The sequence below is a fragment of the Cyanobacterium sp. HL-69 genome, from assembly GCA_002813895.1.
Classification (GTDB): Bacteria; Cyanobacteriota; Cyanobacteriia; order Cyanobacteriales; family Cyanobacteriaceae; genus Cyanobacterium.
The window spans coordinates 1,119,429-1,140,186 of record CP024912.1; the positions used below are offsets into that span (position 1 = coordinate 1,119,429).

General features: G+C 38.3%; 20 protein-coding genes. 9 read left to right on the forward strand and 11 right to left on the reverse strand.

Annotated features, from left to right (window positions below):
- The first annotated feature begins 85 nt into the window (after window positions 1–85).
- Window positions 86–505 (forward strand): Holliday junction resolvase RuvX, encoded by a 420-nt coding sequence (gene ruvX, locus AA637_RS05100; RefSeq protein ID WP_069791785.1) that lies wholly within the window; start codon window positions 86–88, stop codon window positions 503–505.
- Between the two features lie 110 nt (window positions 506–615).
- Here the strand turns inward: ruvX and AA637_RS05105 are convergent, their stop codons facing one another.
- The 4 genes from AA637_RS05105 to AA637_RS05120 all read right to left on the reverse strand — a co-directional run bounded on the left by AA637_RS05105 (window position 616) and on the right by AA637_RS05120 (window position 4,982).
- Window positions 616–1,167 (reverse strand): thylakoid membrane photosystem I accumulation factor, encoded by a 552-nt coding sequence (locus AA637_RS05105; protein ID WP_446684160.1) that lies wholly within the window; start codon window positions 1,165–1,167, stop codon window positions 616–618.
- Between the two features lie 139 nt (window positions 1,168–1,306).
- Window positions 1,307–3,940 carry an ATP-dependent chaperone ClpB gene (gene clpB, locus AA637_RS05110; RefSeq protein ID WP_446684161.1) on the reverse strand — a complete coding sequence of 878 codons (2,634 nt, stop codon included), beginning with the start codon at window positions 3,938–3,940 and terminating at the stop codon, window positions 1,307–1,309.
- 175 nt (window positions 3,941–4,115) lie between these two features.
- Window positions 4,116–4,325, reverse strand: coding sequence for a DUF7219 family protein (locus tag AA637_RS05115; RefSeq protein ID WP_069791824.1), 210 nt, complete (start codon window positions 4,323–4,325; stop codon window positions 4,116–4,118).
- A 192-nt stretch (window positions 4,326–4,517) separates the two neighbouring features.
- On the reverse strand, window positions 4,518–4,982 hold the full coding sequence (locus tag AA637_RS05120; RefSeq protein WP_446684162.1) for a hypothetical protein: 465 nt from the start codon (window positions 4,980–4,982) through the stop codon (window positions 4,518–4,520).
- A gap of 98 nt (window positions 4,983–5,080) precedes the next feature.
- Between AA637_RS05120 and rsmH the strand changes: the two genes are divergently transcribed.
- Window positions 5,081–5,956, forward strand: a complete 876-nt coding sequence (gene rsmH / locus AA637_RS05125; RefSeq protein ID WP_446684163.1) for a 16S rRNA (cytosine(1402)-N(4))-methyltransferase RsmH — start codon at window positions 5,081–5,083, stop codon at window positions 5,954–5,956.
- A 1-nt stretch (window position 5,957) separates the two neighbouring features.
- On the opposite strand, the gene gloA is transcribed toward rsmH, so the two are convergent.
- The gene (gloA, locus tag AA637_RS05130) at window positions 5,958–6,347 is read right to left on the reverse strand and encodes a lactoylglutathione lyase (protein WP_446684164.1); all 390 of its coding nucleotides are present in this window, start codon (window positions 6,345–6,347) and stop codon (window positions 5,958–5,960) included.
- Between the two features lie 524 nt (window positions 6,348–6,871).
- Between gloA and AA637_RS05135 the strand changes: the two genes are divergently transcribed.
- The 7 genes from AA637_RS05135 to AA637_RS05165 all read left to right on the forward strand — a co-directional run bounded on the left by AA637_RS05135 (window position 6,872) and on the right by AA637_RS05165 (window position 15,678).
- The gene (locus tag AA637_RS05135; protein WP_446684165.1) at window positions 6,872–8,470 is read left to right on the forward strand and encodes a CTP synthase; all 1,599 of its coding nucleotides are present in this window, start codon (window positions 6,872–6,874) and stop codon (window positions 8,468–8,470) included.
- A 259-nt stretch (window positions 8,471–8,729) separates the two neighbouring features.
- Complete coding sequence (locus AA637_RS05140) at window positions 8,730–9,674, forward strand: DMT family transporter (protein WP_446684166.1); 945 nt, start codon at window positions 8,730–8,732, stop codon at window positions 9,672–9,674.
- A 141-nt stretch (window positions 9,675–9,815) separates the two neighbouring features.
- A complete protein-coding gene (locus AA637_RS05145) occupies window positions 9,816–10,163 on the forward strand; it encodes a phage holin family protein (protein ID WP_069791791.1) in 348 nt (115 codons plus the stop codon).
- 221 nt (window positions 10,164–10,384) lie between these two features.
- Window positions 10,385–12,085, forward strand: a complete 1,701-nt coding sequence (locus AA637_RS05150; RefSeq protein ID WP_446684167.1) for an ABC1 kinase family protein — start codon at window positions 10,385–10,387, stop codon at window positions 12,083–12,085.
- 200 nt (window positions 12,086–12,285) lie between these two features.
- A complete protein-coding gene (locus tag AA637_RS05155; protein ID WP_446684168.1) occupies window positions 12,286–13,431 on the forward strand; it encodes a CO2 hydration protein in 1,146 nt (381 codons plus the stop codon).
- Window positions 13,432–13,542: 111 nt separating this feature from the next.
- Window positions 13,543–14,073 (forward strand): 5-(carboxyamino)imidazole ribonucleotide mutase, encoded by a 531-nt coding sequence (purE, locus tag AA637_RS05160; RefSeq protein ID WP_446684169.1) that lies wholly within the window; start codon window positions 13,543–13,545, stop codon window positions 14,071–14,073.
- Window positions 14,074–14,214: 141 nt separating this feature from the next.
- Entirely contained in the window at window positions 14,215–15,678 is a 1,464-nt protein-coding gene (locus AA637_RS05165) for a BCD family MFS transporter (protein ID WP_446684170.1), read from the forward strand.
- A gap of 180 nt (window positions 15,679–15,858) precedes the next feature.
- Here AA637_RS05165 and AA637_RS05170 read toward each other — a convergent pair whose 3' ends face one another.
- The 6 genes from AA637_RS05170 to AA637_RS05195 form a co-directional block, all read right to left on the reverse strand.
- The gene (locus tag AA637_RS05170) at window positions 15,859–16,305 is read right to left on the reverse strand and encodes a cupredoxin domain-containing protein (protein ID WP_446684171.1); all 447 of its coding nucleotides are present in this window, start codon (window positions 16,303–16,305) and stop codon (window positions 15,859–15,861) included.
- A gap of 115 nt (window positions 16,306–16,420) precedes the next feature.
- Window positions 16,421–17,158: a M56 family metallopeptidase gene (locus AA637_RS05175; protein WP_446684172.1), complete on the reverse strand. Its 738-nt coding sequence runs from the start codon at window positions 17,156–17,158 to the stop codon at window positions 16,421–16,423.
- Between the two features lie 138 nt (window positions 17,159–17,296).
- Window positions 17,297–17,719, reverse strand: a complete 423-nt coding sequence (locus tag AA637_RS05180) for a BlaI/MecI/CopY family transcriptional regulator (RefSeq protein WP_069791798.1) — start codon at window positions 17,717–17,719, stop codon at window positions 17,297–17,299.
- Window positions 17,720–17,901: 182 nt separating this feature from the next.
- On the reverse strand, window positions 17,902–18,594 hold the full coding sequence (locus AA637_RS05185) for a COP23 domain-containing protein (RefSeq protein ID WP_446684173.1): 693 nt from the start codon (window positions 18,592–18,594) through the stop codon (window positions 17,902–17,904).
- Window positions 18,595–18,662: 68 nt separating this feature from the next.
- Window positions 18,663–19,385, reverse strand: coding sequence for an FHA domain-containing protein (locus AA637_RS05190; protein ID WP_446684174.1), 723 nt, complete (start codon window positions 19,383–19,385; stop codon window positions 18,663–18,665).
- Between the two features lie 60 nt (window positions 19,386–19,445).
- Window positions 19,446–20,654 (reverse strand): ATP-grasp domain-containing protein, encoded by a 1,209-nt coding sequence (locus tag AA637_RS05195; protein WP_446684175.1) that lies wholly within the window; start codon window positions 20,652–20,654, stop codon window positions 19,446–19,448.
- Window positions 20,655–20,758 lie beyond the last annotated feature (104 nt).

The window sequence follows — 20,758 nt, forward strand, 5'->3', positions numbered from 1 at the left end:
TTCGGTTATTTGATAAACTTAACCTTGAAAATTACTGATAAAACAGTGACTTCCATTTGATGGTGTGATTAAACAAAGTGACAACATGAAAAAATTATCTGCCCTCGGTTTAGATATAGGGCTAAGAAGAATTGGTGTGGCAGGATGTGATGGTTTAGGTATAATAGCCACAGAATTAACTACCGTTGAACGTGGTTCTTTTGATGATGACATTCTCAAGTTTCAAGAAATCATCAAAGAAAGAGAAGCAACTATTTTAGTCGTCGGTTTACCGTACAACAAAGAAGGGGAAATTGGCTTTCAGGCTAAACAAGTTATGAAATATGCCCAAAGGTTAGCCCATAGCCTCCAATTAGCCTTAGAATTTGTAGATGAAAGATTTACTTCCGTAGAAGCAGAAGAGCAACTCAGGAGTAGTAAAAAATATTCTCGGCAAAATAAAGGTTTAATTGATAAACGGGCCGCAGCTATAATTCTACAACTCTGGCTAGATAGTAGAAGTTAATAGTTAGCATAAAAAACCTCTCACAAAATATTAGATTGATTTAACAAAATTAACCTTAATGTAATAACAACTTATTTTTTAGTAAGTAAGGGGTTAAACCCCTCATAAAATTACTTATCTTCAGGCACTAACTCACTATTAAACTCATTGAAAGTTTTTCTTTTTAATTGCACAGATTCCGAGCGAGGTAAAAGATTAAATAAATCTCTTAAAACATCGTCCACTTCTTCAAATTCGATGATACCTTTGCCGTTATAAATCTCTTTTTTATTCTGGTCTAAAATTACTGTCTGAGGGATAGTTCCTTCATAGTAGTAACCCACCTCATCGGGGGTATAATTTTTTTTCATAGGAATAGTATCGACATTGACAGGGATAATACTAGCAGCCCGTCCATAAAATTCCTGAAAACGAGAAACAATAAAAGCAAACTCCTTAGAATCGCTATTGTCATCCAAATAATAAACTAAGATGGCAGGTAATTCTCTTTCAAAAGATTGTTTGAGAGTAAGACGAGGGGGGACTAAGGATCCATTTCCAGCATATACCACAAAAATATTACCATCGTAGCGATCGCTATCTATCTCTGCCATACTACTGAGGGGATAACTAGCCCACAAACAAAGACAAGACAAGAAAACTAAAATAACTCTTTTTAACATCAGAATAATCAAAAAATTAATAACTATATTTTTCTCAACAAACAATTATCTTATCACTCTCGCCCTATTTAGGAATTTATGAAAAAGTGCTTGAGATAGGCAATGGGGAATGGTTAACATTGCCATAATTAGTTATTAGTTACTCTGCCTTAGCAAAAACTAACTTCTCATCCTCATATTTCACCAACACCGTATCCCCTTCGGAGAAAGTGAGATCAAGAATTTTGGTGGCGAGGGGATTTTCCAATTCCTTTTGAATTGCTCGTTTGAGAGGACGAGCGCCATAATTAGGGTCATAACCCACATTTACAATATAGTCCTGTGCCTCTGGGGTTAGCTCAATTTTAATTTGTTGCTCACCCAAAAGACTTTGTAAACGGGCTAATTGTAGAGTCACAATGTGGCGTAACTCCTCTTTCTTGAGACTGTGGAAGATAGTTAAATCATCAATACGGTTCAAAAATTCAGGGCGGAAATGTTTACGCAAGGAAGTCAAAACTTTCGATCGCATTTGCTCATAATCAGTATCATTTTCCCCTAAGTTCAAAATATACTCACTGCCGATATTAGAAGTCATGACAATGATAGTGTTACGAAAATCCACCAATCGCCCTTGACTGTCGGTAATTCTACCATCATCCAATACCTGTAAAAGAATATTAAAAACATCTCGGTGAGCCTTCTCCACCTCATCCAATAGCACCACAGAATAGGGACGACGACGAATGGCCTCAGAAAGTTGTCCTCCTTCCTCATATCCTACATACCCCGGGGGCGCTCCCAAAAGCCTAGATACGGAATGTTTTTCCATATATTCCGACATATCAATTCTTACCATGGCATCTTCCGAATCAAAGAGGAAAGCAGCTAAAGCCCTTGCTAATTCGGTTTTTCCGACCCCTGTGGGTCCCATGAAAAGGAATGAACCGATGGGACGACTAGGATCTTTCATCCCCGCCCTGGCCCTTCTGATGGCCGCAGAAACGATCGCCACGGCTTCCCCTTGCCCCACCACTCTTTCTTGAAGATGGGATTCTAGTTCGAGTAATTTTTGGCGCTCAGTTTCTAGTAGGCGATTCATGGGAATCCCTGTCCAACCCGCCACAATTTCGGCAATGTCTGCATCGGTAACATTTTCCCGTAACATGGCGTTTTCTTGGGACTGAATTTTGAGTAATTCCGTCTCCTTAGTCTCGATGTCATGTTGGAGGGTTTCTAGTTTGCCGTACTTAATTTGAGCCGCTTTTTCATGGTCATAGGCTCTTTCCGCCTTATCCAATTCTAGGCGCACTTGCTCTTCTTCGGTTTTTAGGGTTTTAATTTCATCTAAAAATTCCTTTTCTATCTGCCATTGAGAAGACAATCCCTTTTGTTTATCCTGCAACTCATCAATTTCTGCTTTGATGCGCTCGAGATTTTCTTGGGCAGATTTATCATTTTTTCCTTCCCCTTGTAGGGATAATTCCTCCATTTGCAACTGTAACAAACGACGATCTAAAGCCTCTAATTCTAAAGGTTTGGAGGTGATTTCCATTTTTAACCTTGCAGCGGCTTCGTCCACCAAATCGATGGCCTTATCAGGGAGAAAACGATCTGTAATATATCTGTGAGATAGAGTAGCAGCGGCGATGAGGGCAGAATCGGTAATTTTGACCCCATGATGGACTTCGTAACGCTCTTTTAAACCCCGTAAAATGGAAATGGTATCTTCCACGGTGGGCTGTTTGATATATACCTGCTGAAAACGGCGCTCTAGGGCGGGATCTTTTTCAATATGCTTACGGTATTCATCGAGGGTGGTAGCCCCGATACAACGCAATTCTCCCCTTGCTAACATGGGCTTGAGGAGGTTTCCTGCATCCATGGCACCCCCTTCCCGTGAACCTGCACCAACTACGGTATGGAGTTCATCGATAAAGAGAATTATTTGTCCATCGGATTCGATTACTTCTTTTAATACTGAGCGCAATCTTTCTTCAAATTGTCCTCTATATTTTGCCCCTGCAATGAGGCTTCCCATGTCGAGGGAAATTAGTTGTCTATCTTTGAGGGACTCTGGTACATCTCCATTGACGATTCTTTGGGCTAAACCCTCGGCGATCGCAGTTTTGCCCACCCCAGGCTCACCAATCAGCACGGGATTATTTTTGGTACGACGGGATAGCACTTGAATTACTCGCCTAATCTCATCATCCCTACCGATTACAGGGTCAAGTTTTCCAGCTTTTGCCTGCTCTGTCAAATCTCTACCATACTTGTCCAGGGGAGCTCCTTCTTTTTCTTCTCCTTCCTGATTTTCTTGCTCTTGAGTAGTTTCCTCTGCTTGTTCGATGCTTGTTTTAAAAGATTTTATCTGTAACTGAAAATCTTGGGCATCGAGGTTAAAAGCTCTTAGGGTGCGTTTACCAATGCGCTCATCCTCAGAAAAAGCAGTCAAAATGTGGGATACCCCAACGATGTCATCTTGCCAACTTTCTCGACAGGCTTCCGCCCTATCCAGCAGTAAGTCTAAACCCCGCCCTAAGTACAGTTGATTGACACTGAACATTTTTGGCTGACGAGTGGCAAAGGTGCGTAATTGTTTTTCGAGGGTAGGTAAATCTATCTTGGCTTGGGTGAATATTTGCCCGGCGATGGTGTTTTCTTCCAACAGTGCCAAAATGATATGTTCTACTTCTAAATTTTGATTTTTGAAATTACGACATACTTCTTGCGATCGCACAATGGCATCCCAAGCACTCTCAGTAAATTTATTCGGATCAGTTGGCTGCATTATCTATCAGTTATGGGTGACTTGTATTAATTATTAACTTTTTTTAACCAATTGTCACCTATTACCATACTTCCTAACCTCTCCTAATGCTGGTGGGAGTAAAGGAAGGAAGTTTAGAAGAGTTTTAAATTCCCATTGATGATAATTTTTGATAGTAGCCATAACCAAAAACTATTTATTCTTCTAAATTTAAATTTTTCATACTGCTTTTAAGCTCTTTCCATAATCCTCTTATCTGTTGATAAGCCTGATTTGAGCTTACTTTTCCGTTGGTTTCTAAATTACAAATATAGCTTACTTTTTGGGCGAACTCTTGTAAATTAGCATTGAATACTAAATTTTCTGGGGTAAAATCTCCACGATAAGGACTACGGGGATAGAGCATATTTTCTTTATCAGCTTTATTATTATCCACGACTTAGAATTATTTTTTATTACATAGTTATCAACAGTTTAGCTTAAAAAATAAATCTTGAGGAATAGAGCTTAAATTTAGCTTCACAAGGCTAATAATTACTATTTTTTTATACTAAGTATTTTATTTTTTTTGAAATATTTAAGTAATCTTAAAAACTCACTATTCCCCTGTACCACTGTAAGGAATACCATAATCAAAAACATTTACATGGGAGGAAGAATTACCTGTATTACCATTGTTCGAAGATGGTAAATCATATTCATAAATATCTTGATTAACAGCATTTATGTCAGATTGTTCCCGAAATTCAACCATGGTAGAATACATTAGCCGATCTCGAATTTTAATTTGTTCACTCCTTGGCAATTGATGAAAATTAGGGGGTAACTCATCATAAAACATTTGCCGTCTTTCTTCGGTATTGGTGGGACGTTTTATCTTGTCTTTTCTTTCATTTTCAATGACACTAAAAATATCGGTAGGTATCTCATCTCCCGAGGAATTTTGTGGAGCATAAAAAGTTTGTTGTTGACTAGCTAGGGAGTTTTGGTCAACATTCTCCAAGGGGAAACAACCGCTAACAAATATTGTGACGACGATAGAGTAAACAACGGCTTTAGTCATAACTTTATAAAGTTTCCTGCTCTTTCATGTTAACAATTAACTGTTGACAAATAATAACAAAAATCTAACAATATAATTAATATTTACTATCATATTCTATGACTTCGTCCCCTGCCGATTTTTTCCATGTTTCTGTTTTTGCTCAAGAATTGGTAGATAGCCTTAATCCCAAGCCCAATGGACACTATCTTGATGCTACTTTGGGGGGGGGAGGACATACAGAAATTTTGTTAGGTCATGATGATAGTATAACAATGACGGTGATTGATCGAGATGAAAATGCGATCGCCTCTGTCCGTGATAGATTACCCTCTTCTTATTTAGAAAGAATTACTTTTTGGCATGGCAATTTTGCCGATTTTCAAGGTAAAGCGAATCAATTTGATGGCATTATGGCTGATTTGGGGGTTAGTTCTCCTCAATTTGACCATGGTTCGCGTGGTTTTAGCTTCCGTCATGAAGGGGAGTTGGATATGCGAATGGATCAAAATCAATCTCTGACGGCTCAAAAAATTGTGAACCATTGGCAAGAAAAAGAAATTGCTGACTTGATTTATCAGTATGGGGAGGAAAGACTGTCTCGCCGTATTGCTCGGAAAATCGTGGAAAAACGCCCCTTTACCACCACCACGGAGTTAGCCAGTGCGATCGCCCTTTGTTACCCCCCCAAAGCCCGTTATGGTAGGATACACCCCGCCACAAGGACTTTCCAAGCCCTACGCATTGCCGTAAATCAAGAATTAGACTCCCTTACCTCTTTTCTGGGCAACGCCCCGCTATGGCTCAAACCAGAAGGCAGAATTGCCATTATTAGTTTTCACAGTCTCGAAGATAGGATTGTAAAGTATCAATTTCGGGATAGTGACATCTTAAAAATAATCACCAAAAAACCCCTTACTCCCACAGAAGAAGAGCAAAAGGTTAATGGGCGATCGCGCTCTGCTAAACTGAGAATAGCAGAGAAAAAATCATAACCTACTTATCTTTGGTTTGAATCAATTCCACCTTATACCCCGTAGGATCTTCCACAAAAGCAATTACTGTAGTACCATGTTTCATAGGTCCTGGCTCTCTGATTACCTTACCCCCAAGAGATTTAATTTTATCGCAGGTAGTGTAAATATCATCCACCCCAAGGGCAATATGTCCGTAACCGTCCCCAATGTCATAACCATCCTTACCCCAATTGTAAGTTAACTCAATGACAGAATGATCAGACTCATCCCCATAACCCACAAAAGCAAGGGTAAACTCTCCTCCCGGATAGTCTTTTTGTCTTAACAACTTCATACCCAACACATCGCAATAAAACTTGATAGACTCTTCCAAATTGCCTACCCTGAGCATGGTATGTAAAAGACGCATAAATATAACTCCTGAATAACTTATCTACGCTTATTGTGCCACGAAATTTTCATTAATAAATATCGTTTCCCATTGGTTTATAAGTGATTAACCTCATAAATACAAAGGACTTAAACCATTACAAATATAAGAGTACAGTATCCTTAGAGAAGAGTAAAATGTGTTGATATTATCCATTTACCCCCATAAACCATTGCCCATTCCCTACCCTATCAAAAAAATTGATTATGAATAATCCTCGCCCTATTAGCGATTGACAAGAAACGATCAAGGGTTAACAATGGATGGGTGACTTTTATGATGTTACTGAAAAACAAGTGTCTTAATATAATCCTTCTTTTGACTTGAGCCATGGGAAAGGAAGATAACAAGCTATATAATATCCTTGCCCTCAAAAGGGTTTAAAATTCTGAGGGGAGAAGGGTTTTTTTTGATGATTCTCACCATGGGCTTGATTTAATTTTCAGTAACTTTATTTTTATCGCTAACTATTATTTTAAATTCTCAACAAATTTCTATTAGAAATGACTAAATTTGTATTTGTCACGGGTGGGGTTGTGTCTAGTATTGGAAAAGGTATTGTGGGGGCGAGTTTGGGGCGTTTGCTCAAATCCCGTAACTATTCTGTATCTATCCTTAAGTTAGATCCCTATATTAACGTAGATCCTGGTACCATGAGTCCCTATCAACATGGGGAGGTTTTTGTTACCGATGATGGGGCAGAAACGGATTTAGATTTGGGACATTATGAACGCTTTACAGATACTTCTAGTTCGAGGTTAAATAGTGTTACCACGGGTTCTATTTACCAATCGGTAATCAATAAGGAAAGAAGGGGTGATTATCAAGGGGCAACGGTGCAGGTAATTCCTCATATTACCAATGAAATTAAGCATCGCATCCATCGAGTAGCTAAAAATAATAGTCCTGATGTGGTAATTACAGAAATTGGTGGCACGGTAGGGGATATTGAGTCTTTACCTTTTCTTGAGGCGATTCGTCAATTTAGAAAAGATGTGGGGCGCGATAATGTTTTATATATGCACGTTACCCTCATTCCTTGGATTACGGCGGCAGGGGAGTTGAAAACTAAACCGACTCAACATTCTGTGAAGGAGTTGCGCTCGTTGGGGATTCAGCCTGATGTGTTGGTTTGTCGGTGCGATCGCACTATCCCCAGTAATATAAAGGATAAAATAGCCGAATTTTGTGACGTTTTTCCTGAAGCGGTGATCACCTCCTCCGATGCTAGTAGCATTTATGAAGTGCCTTTAATCCTTGAGAAAGAAGGCTTAGCGGAGCAAGTATTACAAAGATTGCGTCTGGAAAATCGTACCCCTGATCTCGAAAAATGGGAGAATTTGGTGCAAAAAATGCAGTCTCCTAATCATAAGTTAAAAGTTGCGATCGTGGGTAAATATATTCAACTAAGTGACGCTTATTTATCCGTAGTTGAAGCCCTTATCCATGCAGGAATCCATGAAGAAAGCGAGATTGAGTTATGTTGGGTAGATGCGGAAGACATCGAAACCAATGGTGCAGATAAATATCTTAGCCATGTTCAAGGAATTTTAGTCCCGGGGGGATTTGGTAATCGGGGGGTAGATGGCAAAGTCAAAGCCATTGAATATGCGAGAGAAAATCGTATTCCCTTCCTCGGTTTGTGTCTGGGAATGCAGTGTAGCGTCATTGAATGGGGTAGAAATATCGCCCACCTAGAAGGGGCAAACAGTGCCGAATTTGACGAAAAAAGCCCCAATCCCGTTATTAATCTTTTACCCGAACAACAGGACGTCATCGACTTAGGTGGTACCATGCGATTAGGGTTGTATCCTTGCCGTCTTGCCTCTGATACCCTTGCTTATTCTTTGTACAAAGAGGAGGTAATTTATGAGCGTCATCGTCATCGTTATGAGTTTAACAATGGTTATCGCACTAAATTCTTGGAAACTGGTTACAAAATTAGTGGTACATCCCCCGATGGTCGTTTGGTAGAAATTGTTGAGTTGCCTAACCATCCTTTCTTCATTGCTACCCAATTTCATCCTGAGTTTAAGTCTCGCCCCAATCAACCCCATCCGCTATTTTCTGGGTTTGTACAAGCCTGTATAAATAATCTTTAATGGGGTGGTGCTAGAGGACGTAAAAACCTATGTCGGTAAAGGTTTAGGTTGAAATACATTAAAGGTTTAATTATCCATAGAAAGTCCTCCTTTTACTTTTGTGGCAGAAAAATACCTACAGGTAAGGGAGGATATGATACTAAATCCGAATGGTAGAGTATATCACCCCTGCCTTGCAATGAATTACAAGGCTAACAGTTTATCGTTCAATGAATTGAACTAAGGTATATTTTTATTTACGGATTTGGTATGAGGCGTAATGCTATCAAAAATCAAACAGTTACCTAATCTTTGGCAAGTCCGAATTATTTTAACTGTCGGAGTTTTTGCTGTTTCCATGGCGGCAATTTTTGTGCGACTTTGTCAGCAGGAAGCAGGAGTCAATAATGTTGGTTTTAGTTTGTTTATGGCTTCTTCTCGTTTACTCATCACTGCCATTATTTTTACTCCTACCTACGGCAATTTAAGACACATCAAAACCGATTTTCGTACCATTTTTATGGCTATGGGGGCGGGGGTGTGTCTGGCTTTTCATTTTGCCACTTGGATAACTTCCCTTAGTTTTACTTCGGTGGCAGCTTCGGTAACCATTGTGACGACGAATCCTCTTTGGGTAGGGTTATTGTCTTGGTGGTTGTGGGGGGTTAAGTTAAAGTTTCGTAATTGGTTAGGAATTGCGATCGCCCTTGGGGGTAGTATCATAATAGCCTTGGGTGGTAATGGTGAGGATACAGTGGGTAGTAATCCTTTATTGGGGGCATTCCTTGCGCTTTTGGGTAGCTGGTTTGCCAGTGGTTATATACTTTTGGGCAATCAGGCACAACAACGAGGTTTAAAAATAGGAGAATATGTGGCGATCGCATATTTGACATCCGCTTTATGTTTACTACCCTTACCCATCATTTTTGGCACGGGATATGTAGGTTATTCACCCCAAGTATATGTTTATCTAGTGCTAATGGCGATCGTTTCTCAAGTCATAGGACATACCAGTTTTAATTGGTCATTGCGTCATCTTAGCCCTACTACCGTATCATTAGTTATTTTATTAGAGCCTGTGGGTTCTACTTTTTTAGCCTTTTTACTATTCAAAGAGATTCCCCCTATGGCTGTTTTTTTAGGGGCAATGATCCTCTTAATAGGGGTAATTATATCTGAATTTAAAAGCTCTACATCTAAGGCAAAAAAAAATTATAACGAATAGATTTTTAATCATTAACTAATTAATACAATGTAAAATATGCCACAACAAATGAACTAAAATTTAACAATACTTAATTTATTCTCTATTATTTTTCCATTCTCATATTAAAATAAAGAAAAATCATAATAAACATTAAATATTATGCCACAGTTTATAATTACCCTCGTCGTCACAGCAGTATCCATGCTAGTTGCCGAGATACTTTTACCAGGAATATCCATTGATACAACCCTAGCTGCTTTAATCGGTGCTTTTGTTTTTGGTATTATCAATGCCATTATTCGTCCAATCCTAGTGCTTTTTACCCTACCTTTTACCATTCTTACCCTAGGGCTATTTTTATTGATTATTAATGCCATTTGCTTTTCCCTCGTCGGTTATTTTACCCCGGGGTTTGCCGTAGATGGTTTTTTTGATGCTTTATTTGGTTCAATTATTGTATCTTTTGTTAGTGGATTTTTAGATCAGTTTTTCAAAAAAGACGACTAAAAATATATTTTTATAACTGTTCTAATAAATTATATTAGGCTTCAATTAATAGTATTTAAAAAACAATTAATATTGTTATGTTTTCCCCTGAATCAAAATAATTTAGGGAATAAGTTATAAATATTTTCCATTACCCTAAATGCAACACTTTTTCAGCACCGCCTGATTAGTCTGTATAATAGATAACAAGTATAAAAAAATTAATAAAAACATCAGCACCTGTGACATATTCATCATTTATAGCCTCACAACGGGGGCAGGAATCTGATTCTATCCTAAAATATGATCCAAGGGCGATCGCACGTTATTACAATAATCGTCCTTGGTTAGGGTTATTCCGTAGCCTAAAAATAGTTACCCTATTTAGCGTTTTTGTCATTCAATTATATTTAGACAAAATTTTTAATCAAGAAGAAAAAAATAAACTAAAAAGAGCCGAAAGACTCAGGAAAATTCTCACCTCCTTGGGCGCCGCCTTCATAAAAGTTGGTCAAGCCCTGTCCACTCGACCAGACTTAATCAAACCAGACTTTCTCGAAGAATTAATCAAACTACAAGACCAACTTCCTCCCTTTGATAACGAAACCGCCTTTGATATAATGGAAAGAGAGCTTGATATGCCCGTGAATCAAGCCTACAAAGAAATTTCCCCCAATCCAGTGGCAGCAGCTAGTTTAGGGCAAGTATATCGAGCCACCCTGCACACAGGGGAAGCCGTCGCAGTCAAAGTACAGCGACCAAAACTGCTACCCGTTATCACCCTCGATTTATATTTACTCAGACTAGGTTCAAAATGGATAGCCCCCTTTTTACCCTTAAATCTAGGTCACGATTTAACCCTCATAGTGGATGAATTTGGAATCAAACTATTTGAAGAAATCGACTACGTCAACGAAGGCAGAAACGCCGAAAAATTTGCCGCTAACTTCAGAGATGACGATGATGTAAAAGTTCCCCATATCTACTGGCGTTATACTAGTCACAAAGTATTAACCCTCGAATGGATAAACGGTTGTAAACTAAACGACTTTGATAGCATTCGAGCCGCAGGATTAGACCCTAGTGATATTATCAAAGTAGGCGTTACTTCAGGTTTAAGGCAATTATTAGAACATGGATTTTTCCATGCTGACCCCCATCCAGGTAATCTTTTTGCCATGGCAGATGGTAGAATGGCGTACATAGACTTTGGCATGATGGATCAACTAGATGAACATACCAAGGAAACCATCGCTTCATCCATTGTACAGTTGATTAACGGTGACTATGAAGCCCTTGCTAGAGACTTTGTGGATTTAGGCTTTTTAACCGCTGATACTGATATTACCCCCATTATTCCCGCCCTCGAAAAAGTATTGGGCAACGCCGTGGGGCAAAGTGTGGCTGACTTCAACTTTAAAACCATCACCGACGATTTTTCTGAGTTGATGTATGAGTATCCTTTCCGTGTACCAGCGAAATTTGCTCTGATTATTCGCTCTCTTGTTACCCAAGAGGGGTTAGCCCTCAGCCTCAATCCTGACTTTAAAATTGTTGAGGTATCTTTCCCTTATATTTCCCGTCGTTTATTAACCGAAGAATCCCCCGCCATGCGTCGCCGACTTTTGGAGGTATTATTTAAGGATGATAAATTCCAATGGGAAAGATTAGAGAATATGATTCAAATTGCTAAATCTGACCATAAATTTGACCTTTTGCCCACCGCAGGTTTAGGGTTTCAGTATCTAGTATCGGATGAAGGAGACTATTTACGCCGTCAAATTATTTCTGCTTTGGTAGAAGATGATAGGTTACACACCGAAGAGGTAAGAAGGTTGTGGCAACTGGTACAAGGGGATTTGAAGCCCCGTAAGTTGTTTGATGTCGCTGTAAATGCGGTCAAAAACTTTTCCCTTGATTTAGTTCAAACGGGTTCTAATTAATCCTCTTTTTTATCAAAACAAGGGGTTACAACCCCTTGCCACGAGTTGATATAGAATGTGACACTGACTTTAACTATTATTGTAAATGCATGGGGCAAAGTAGATCCCTTCGGGATTGCTCTTACGACAAAAGAGAATCCTAACGGATAACCCCTGATGGTGGTAAAATAAAAATCGTTTATAGTTGCGCATAATAGCCTATGGTCACTACTCCTATTCAACCATCACAACATCCTTTAGCTGAATATATCTACAAATTTGAGCAAGGAGATGCCCTTTTAAAAGATAATCCTAATAATCTTCTGGAAGTGGTGGGGATTCTTAAATCCTATGGTGTAGTATTAGATAAATATTCTAATAATCTCAACTATATTGCTAAATATCAGTTTTTGGTGCTATTCCCATTTTTTAAATATTTTAACGGGGATGTTTCTTTCTCCAAGTTACTCAAACATTGGTGGCACGATCGCATTAATTACGAATATGCAGAATATTGTATGCGAGGAATGCTCTGGCATGGAGGAGGAAAGTTAGATGAGTATGTAGATAGTAAAGAGTTTAAGGTTAATTGCGATCGCGCCATAAAAGCAAAATTAAAAAGTAATCCCTTCATCCTCGGATTAAACAAGATTTTTCCCAATTTTTTACTAGAACAAGCTAAGATGTCGGCATATTACGCCGCCCTAGGACAATTTTGGCGAGTAATGAGTGATATGTTCCTCAGTTTATCAGATCGTTATGATGCAGGGGAAATCAACTCTATTCCCGATGTGGTACAACACATTTTAGATGGCTTGGTTGCCGATGCCTCTCGCCCCATTACCTTTGAGGTGGACATAAAAGGGGAAATATATACCATCATTCCCGAAGAAGCAGGATTAACTTTTTTGATGGAAACAGCTGTGCCTTACGTAGAGGCGGTTTTCTTTCGTGGATTTCCTTTCTTAGGTACAGTTTCCTACAATGCCCAAGCCAATCAAGTACCCCATGGGCAGGAGGATTTTACCTATGGGGCTTTATATGCTGATCCTTTACCTGTAGGCAGTGCAGGGGTTCCACCCACTTTGTTAATGCAGGATATGCGTCACTATATCCCTGATTATCTCCATAGTTTATATAAAAATTCCTTGCGAGGGGAAGATGACTTGTTAGTTAAAATATGTATTAGTTTCCAAAAGTCTATGTATTGTGTAACCACCGCGGCCTTACAAGGTTTAGCACCCCATCCTTTAGGTACCAAGGATGAGCAAGAAATGTTGGCTAATCGCAAATTTTTGGAGGGTTGGATGAATCGTTTTGTTTCTTCCTGTCTCGTTAATGTTAATACCGATGTTTTAAAACTCTAATATGGATAAACCTTGGATGGGATGAAAGAAACTGGTCTTGATTTTCTGAAGGTTTCCCCTTATTCTGTGCAATAAATTTTAACCCGTAAATTGTCTTAATTGAATTTAAATATGAAACAAGAAACAGCCCAAGTAGGAATCATTATGGGTAGTGATTCTGATTTGCCTACCATGGTAAGTGCGATCGCCATTTGTGAACAATTTGAAGTACCCTGTGAAGTGGAAATAGTATCGGCCCATCGTACTCCCACAAAAATGGTAGAATACGCCCAGAGCGCCCATAAAAGAGGCATCAAAGTAATAATTGCAGGGGCAGGAGGTGCCGCCCATTTACCAGGTATGGTAGCCTCCCTAACTCCTTTACCCGTCATTGGAGTACCCGTACAAACTAGACAACTTAAAGGTTTAGACTCCCTTTACTCCATAGTGCAAATGCCCAGAGGGATTCCTGTGGCCACCGTTGCCATTGGCAACGCCCAAAATGCTGGTTTACTAGCCATCAGAATTTTAGCCTCAGAACAACCCGCATTATTGGAAAAAGTCCAAGCATATAGTGAGCAGTTAAAGGAAATGGTTGACGGTAAACAAGAGGAGTTGGACAAAATAGGTTATCAAAATTATCTACAAAAGTATTACAAATAATTTAGGCATTGATAGGTTAGGCCATAAATAGCTAGGGTGCGCTAAATAACCATACTCCATTGCTGTTTATTAGCTTGACACTTATTAATCAAACCCTAAGTAATAATAGATAAGAATAATACTTATATATATTTTTCGAAAATGACCACAAATAATTATCAACCCACCGACATCGATGATGCCATATCAGTGCCACCAGATTTAAGCATATTTACTATCCTACGACTAGGTTTATTTAATTTGGGGGTAGGCTTAATGGCTGTCTTAACCCTAGCAGTATTAAATCGGGTGATGATTACAGAACTCGCTATCCCGGCAAGTATAGCCGCTGGAACTCTTGCCCTATCTCAGCTTGTTGCCCCCATTCGAGTGTGGCTAGGACAACTATCTGACGGCAAAAAACTGTTTGGATTTCATCGCACGGGATATATTCGCACAGGAATCGTCATGGCTGGGGTGACAATCCTGATAGCGGTGCAATTGGTTTGGATACTCGGCACAAACATCGAAGTTAATAATGGTTGGCAATGGAATCCTGTTACCATTGGCACTTCTGTGGGTTTGGGTATCATGTTTATTTTACATGGCATTGCCCTTGGTGCTAGTTCAACCCCTTTTACTGCCCTATTAGTGGATATTTCCGAAGAAGAAAGTCGCTCTAAAATTGTTGCGACCATTTGGTCAATGTTAATGGTGGGTATTGTCATTGGAGGTATTACAGGTAATGTATTTTTGGGAAGCCTAGCGGTGGGAGAAATGGAAGAAAATCCCTTAATTTCTGTGGCAGATTTACAAACTCCCATTAATATGCTTTTTCTTTTAGTTGCTGGGGTGGTAGTGATTCTCGCCTTTGTTGGTACTTGGAATATTGAGAAAAAGTATTCTCGCTTTCATCTACGCGCCAGTAATGAAGCCAGAGAACAAAATATAGGTTTACGTCAAGCTCTGAGGGTACTAACTTCTTCCCGTCAAACAGCTATCTTTTTCTTTTTCTTGATGATGGTGACCACTAGTCTATTTATGCAGGAGTCTGTGTTGGAACCCTATGGGGGAGATGTGTTTGGTATGGGCATCGGGGAAACTACTTTGCTCAACTCTTTTTGGGGAGTGGGAATTTTATTGGGTTATAGTGCCACTGGATTTTTGGTAATACCTCGTATTGGTAAGAAAAATGCCACTAGAATTGGTTGTTTATTGGTGGCTATCTGTTTTGTCTTAATCATTTTTGCTGGATTAACTCAGAATGAATCTATCCTCAAAGGTACTATGGTATTATTTGGTATCGCAGCGGGGATTACCACCATTGGCTCTCTAAGTCTTATGTTGGATTTGACCATAGCTGAAACTGCTGGAACTTTTGTGGGGGCTTGGGGTTTATCTCAGGCTATGGCACGGGGCATTGCGATCGCCCTTGGGGGATGGGTTTTAGATATTGGTAAATTTATATTTGGCTCAAACCTTTGGCTGGCATACAGTAGCGTCTTTTTCTGTGAAGCCTTGGTGGCGCTTGGGGCGATCGTACTCCTCAATAAAGTAAATATTAAGGAATTTAAAGAATCTACCCGCAAAGCCACAGAATTAGTTATGGAAGGAGATTTAGATTAATTAACCTGAGTTCGGGATAAGCTGAAAGTATTATTTTCTCGTAGTCTGAAAATCCTATAAATTTCCAGAAAAATAAATATAGCTTTAACCCGAATTGAAGTTAACTAGGTTGGGGCTGAACAAACCTAATAAAAACCTACCCATAACAGACTAAAGATTGAGTGATAGGTGTTAAGTGAATTATTCTACGATCAAAACTCCCACCATTCCTTCTTCTCTGTGGTTGCCCACACTACAATAATACTCAAATTCTCCCACTTGATCGGCGGTAAATTCCACTGTACTACACTCATCACCGTCACTAACTTGTTCTGTGGCAACATTTAACTCGTCTACAACCCAGTCATGGGTTCCCCCAGTGCTACAGAAAGTAACCTCTACCATAGAGCCTTGAGGTACAGATAAAGTAGGGTTTGCTTCTTCATCTCCATCAAGAGAAAACTCTCTACCCTCAGCATTCATGGCAACGGAAATAGTAGGCTGAGTATCCAGCATCACATTTTCATCCACAGTGCCATCTCCTGAGACAGCATCATTGGGAACTTCTAATTCAGTCTGACAAGCTGCTAAACCAGTAAGAGCGACAACTGCTAGTAATGATTTTACGATAGTTTTTGCTCTAACCATAGGATTAATTATCCTCCAAAAAAAATATTAAGTTGCGTTTGTATTCTAACGCACACTTTTAAAAGTTGTTTTTCTGAAGATGTAGAGTAATTTTTTTGATGGTTAATCCAAATTTTTAATGATGAAAAGGAATAGTAAAAAAGGGAGCAAATACGAGTAGCATCCAACTTAGTTGATACCAGCGGAAATTACGAAAGCTATCATCATCATTTATTAATGCATCTATTCTCTCATTGAGTCGGAAATTAATAAATGGGCATACCATACTATTATCAAGGGGACTTTTTTCTTTCATGGCTGTTTGAGTAACTATTAATAAAGACTCTGCCAATAATAAGAAATCGACGGATTTTGAAGCGGTATTATCTGCTCTCAACTCTCTCAATAGTACTAAGTCTTGCCAAAGAATATCGTTATTTGGCAACCAAAAAGTAATTCTTTTACAATAGGATAAACAGAAAAATATTAAAGGGTCATTGTGTAGTTGATGGGCATTTTCGTGAGCCATTACTGCTTGTAGGTGCTCTTTTGATAATAATTGGATTAACCCTTTACTTAAGACTAGATAGGATTTATTCAAAGATTGTAAAAAGCCTTTTTCCTGGGTTGAAAAACCCATTAATCCAGCATAGGGAAAAGATGTTTCTAGAATTTTAACCTTTTGCCCTAATACTTCTTTTTCTTTAAATTTATCTATTTTTTGAGAAACAAACTTGATTTCTATGGCATAAATTAGTAAGTTAATAATGGCAAATCCTAAACATAGCCACGCTAATATATAACTAATAATGGTTGCCTGAAATCCCCACATTTGTCCTTTATAACCCATGGTGACAATGGCGATACTACTCATTAAAATTAGTAATACAGGGGCAATAAAAAAGAATAATGAATAACTCCAATTTCTCTTGTTTTTAAAAAAGGAAATCTGGCTAATATAACGGATTATATAAGCACATATAATGGCAAGAAAAATTACAAGAAAGTGCATTTAATCCTCCTGTTTCCTTTGTTTGCGAATTTGTTCTAGGCGAGAGGCGATCGCACTTATTTGCTCTACACTGGCTGTATCAAGACTATCTGCAAAGGAAGCTACCAAGTCAGGATTACTGACGGCCAAAAAGCTCTGTAACTGCTCATAGGACTGAATAGCTTGGGCTTGAGAGCGAGAAATTAAGGGAGTCCAACAAAAAGCTCGTCCTTGTTTATGATATTTTAACCAGCCTTTTTTCGTTAAACGATGTAAAACCGTGGTGACAGAAGCATAAGCCAATTCACGATCTGGATCTGCTAAAATGCGATCGTGAATTTCTTTCACTGTCGCTGTTCCTAAATCCCACAAAATCTCTAAAATTTCCTCTTCCAAAAATCCTAGAGAGAGTTTTTGGGGTCGATATTTTGGTAGAAAAGACATGACAAATTAGACTATGAGCAATTAACTTTGACTCCATGGTATCAGTAAACGGAGTAAGCGTTGCGGAAAAAGAGAAGTCGTGAGGGCGAGAAGATGGAGTAATCAAAATTAATTTTTTACACTCCTGTTTTGTGCCTTCATTTTGATTTACTCAGCGCACCCGAACTACTTTATCTCATTACCTAATCAAGGTCTTCATGTTTTTCCATAGGTTGTAAATCTGATTGTTCAGGGGAACAAGGTGCGGGAGTTACCACGGGCTGGTTATCTTCTTCCAATTCTTCCTCATCGATTAAATCAGAAATCTCGTCAATATCTTTATCGGTAATATCAATAACTTCTACATCTTCGTCATCCTCAGTAATCTCAACCTCCGCTAAAAAACGATTAACCGCTAAGATATTTCCCCCCTCAATACTTCTGGTGATAGGATTAGAGCCTCTTACCCTCGCAGAAATATCAAATAGTTGTTCCATAACCTGTTGAGGATTATCATTAGGTTGTAAAGTTAGCAATAATCCATCATTACGGCAACTAATGCCTCTTCCAGGACGGTTTTCTGCCACACAGATAACCTGTTGATTATTCAAGCGTCCGCTAGTGACATAACGTAATGCGCCACGGTCAGAAAATGCTTGAAATCTTTTAGTAATCTCTTGACATCTTCTCACGGGGGACCATCCACGGGGAATTTCTGTTTTCCAGACAATCAAATCAATGCGTCCTCTGGGGGTATCTACCACAGTGGTGGGTGCATCGTTTTTCATTACACAACGATAAAGATTACGATTTTGGGCGATCGCAGGGGAATTTTGTGTTAAAGTGCCGAAACTTAACCCTGATAATATGGTCAAAACTACTAATTTGTTTTTCATTTTTTTATTCTCTTTTTATATTTTAAAAATTAAACATAATTATCTTTTTTTCATCATACCTCAGCTATTTATTCAGAAGGAGAATAAACGACATTTTCAATTTCTTGAAAGAGAAGTTTTAATTGAGAGGTTTTACCTAACCGAATTTCATCTCCAATATTAATTTTTTGACGATGAATATGACCACTTTTTACCTGTTTTCCATTTAAAAAGGTACCGTTAGAACTTCCTGCATCCTCTATATAACAACTATCTGAGTCAATGTGAAAGATGAAATGAACCCTAGAGACAATATCACTGTGAGGAAGTCCAGAAAAGTCCATATCTACAGAAAAATCTTCGTTATATCTCCCACAATAAAATATTTTTTTGTCTTCAGAAAAAATAAATTGTTTATTAGTATCAGGATTAATTAAAGCAAGACTTTTTTTATTAACTGAGTTAGCAACCCGAACATCAATAACTGTCCGAGGACTGGAGTTATCGTCATCAATGGTAGTGTCTAATTCTGTAGGAATGTTCCAGTTAGCAATAGTGGGTATATCATCTTCACTATCATCAGGTGTTTGGGATAAATTATTTTTTACCTGTATGAGAAAATTATCGCCCGTGTTAATTTCTGTGATACTTTCATCTTCTAAAGATTGAACTATTTGCTCTTCATTAACTATTGAGTCAAAATTGACTTTAAAATTTTGTACAGGGAATTCCATGTGATGACCACAAAAAGTACAAAATTTACTATCATCTTGATTACTATATCCACATTTTGGACAAATAATGGGTGTCATGAACTATTGCCTTAGAATTAAGGAGGATGGGGAAATACAATTGGTTTTGGTATTTTTATTTTAAGAAATTTTGTCTCCTATTATGTTAATTATTGTTATGGGTAAGTTACTAAATTGATTATTTAGTTTGTCTCCTTTTGTTTTTATTATCCAGTCTATTTTTCGGAGGGCAAAGGAGGATTTGTTTTGGTTAGACTGTATATTTTGAAATCTTGTTCCTGTGGGGCGATCGCCCCTTTCCTCATTTTTGTTTGACCAGTGAGAAAAATCTGAGGGATAATGTTTTGAAATAACTTGTATTAAACGATAATTAAATTGATGTTCGAGGGGTAAATCAACTAATACTTTTGTTATGTTATTACGCTTAATTATTTGATAAAATATTTTGTTAATTTGCTCTGAAGTTATTTTATTATAAGCATCTTCAATTATAAAGCAAGAATTTACGTCATCTTTTTTTATAATTTTTGAAGTATTGTTAATAGTAAAAATAGCTTTGTCTATACTTGCAGAAATAAGAGCTGTATTACCATCATTATTAACATTAATTTGAGAATAAAATGACTTATCTAGGGAAGAATAAATATCCTGATAAGTTTCAGAACTTTGAATAGGTTTAATTAAATCTAATAATTCTGGGTGACGGGGTAAACCATAATCATTAACCCTGATTTTACCATCAAGGGCCATCACCGCCCCATCTTGGTTAATGCCGAGGGGGTTTATCTCAATCATATCCAAATCTTGTTCGATAAATAGCTGATACATTTTATCGATAATATTACTCACCGCATTGATAGTTTTGCCTTTGAGTCCCATGGTTTTGGCTAAACGACGACCATAAAAGGGGGAATATTCATCTTCTACGGGGCAACACACAAGGCTAGTGAGCAATTCTTCGATGTTGATTCCTCCTTGGGCGGAGCCAAAAATGACGGGTTTTTTGAGTTTATAATCGAGCATAATTGCCAAAAATACTTCCTTTTGGGTGTTGTAACGACTCTCGGCTAACACTACTTTGGGATATTCTTTTTCGATGGCAAGGCTAAAGATAGATTGACAAGCGGCGATCGCATCTATCGTATTACTAACAAATTTGACTCCTCCTAGTTTCGCCCTACCACTGGCCATCACCTGAGATTTTAGTACCACAGGATAAGGAATTTGGAGACTTTTTAATTCACTGGCGCTTGATAATGGTTGGGAAGGTAATACAGGGATACCTACTCTTTGAAATAATTTTTTGGCTTGATATTCTAATAAATCCATTGATGCTGACTTGCAATGACCCAACTACTAATATAATCGAGATTTTAGGTAACGAGGGAATCAATCCCATAAATATTAATAATTTTTTTACTCCCAATCAAAAA

What these genes read in the sequence shown, in the direction of transcription:
- AA637_RS05115 (WP_069791824.1), bottom strand. Translation starts at nt 4,325, where the DNA reads ATGCTCTATCCCCGTAGTCCTTATCGTGGAGATTTTACCCCAGAAAAT.
- AA637_RS05180 (WP_069791798.1), bottom strand. Translation starts at nt 17,719, where the DNA reads ATGTCTTTTCTACCAAAATATCGACCCCAAAAACTCTCTCTAGGATTT.
- gloA (WP_446684164.1), bottom strand. Translation starts at nt 6,347, where the DNA reads ATGCGTCTTTTACATACCATGCTCAGGGTAGGCAATTTGGAAGAGTCT.
- ruvX (WP_069791785.1), top strand. Translation starts at nt 86, where the DNA reads ATGAAAAAATTATCTGCCCTCGGTTTAGATATAGGGCTAAGAAGAATT.
- AA637_RS05140 (WP_446684166.1), top strand. Translation starts at nt 8,730, where the DNA reads ATGCTATCAAAAATCAAACAGTTACCTAATCTTTGGCAAGTCCGAATT.
- AA637_RS05135 (WP_446684165.1), top strand. Translation starts at nt 6,872, where the DNA reads ATGACTAAATTTGTATTTGTCACGGGTGGGGTTGTGTCTAGTATTGGA.
- AA637_RS05170 (WP_446684171.1), bottom strand. Translation starts at nt 16,305, where the DNA reads ATGGTTAGAGCAAAAACTATCGTAAAATCATTACTAGCAGTTGTCGCT.
- purE (WP_446684169.1), top strand. Translation starts at nt 13,543, where the DNA reads ATGAAACAAGAAACAGCCCAAGTAGGAATCATTATGGGTAGTGATTCT.
- AA637_RS05120 (WP_446684162.1), bottom strand. Translation starts at nt 4,982, where the DNA reads ATGACTAAAGCCGTTGTTTACTCTATCGTCGTCACAATATTTGTTAGC.
- AA637_RS05145 (WP_069791791.1), top strand. Translation starts at nt 9,816, where the DNA reads ATGCCACAGTTTATAATTACCCTCGTCGTCACAGCAGTATCCATGCTA.
- AA637_RS05175 (WP_446684172.1), bottom strand. Translation starts at nt 17,158, where the DNA reads ATGAGTAGTATCGCCATTGTCACCATGGGTTATAAAGGACAAATGTGG.
- AA637_RS05105 (WP_446684160.1), bottom strand. Translation starts at nt 1,167, where the DNA reads ATGTTAAAAAGAGTTATTTTAGTTTTCTTGTCTTGTCTTTGTTTGTGG.
- AA637_RS05185 (WP_446684173.1), bottom strand. Translation starts at nt 18,594, where the DNA reads ATGAAAAACAAATTAGTAGTTTTGACCATATTATCAGGGTTAAGTTTC.
- AA637_RS05190 (WP_446684174.1), bottom strand. Translation starts at nt 19,385, where the DNA reads ATGACACCCATTATTTGTCCAAAATGTGGATATAGTAATCAAGATGAT.
- clpB (WP_446684161.1), bottom strand. Translation starts at nt 3,940, where the DNA reads ATGCAGCCAACTGATCCGAATAAATTTACTGAGAGTGCTTGGGATGCC.
- AA637_RS05155 (WP_446684168.1), top strand. Translation starts at nt 12,286, where the DNA reads ATGGTCACTACTCCTATTCAACCATCACAACATCCTTTAGCTGAATAT.
- rsmH (WP_446684163.1), top strand. Translation starts at nt 5,081, where the DNA reads ATGACTTCGTCCCCTGCCGATTTTTTCCATGTTTCTGTTTTTGCTCAA.
- AA637_RS05195 (WP_446684175.1), bottom strand. Translation starts at nt 20,654, where the DNA reads ATGGATTTATTAGAATATCAAGCCAAAAAATTATTTCAAAGAGTAGGT.
- AA637_RS05165 (WP_446684170.1), top strand. Translation starts at nt 14,215, where the DNA reads ATGACCACAAATAATTATCAACCCACCGACATCGATGATGCCATATCA.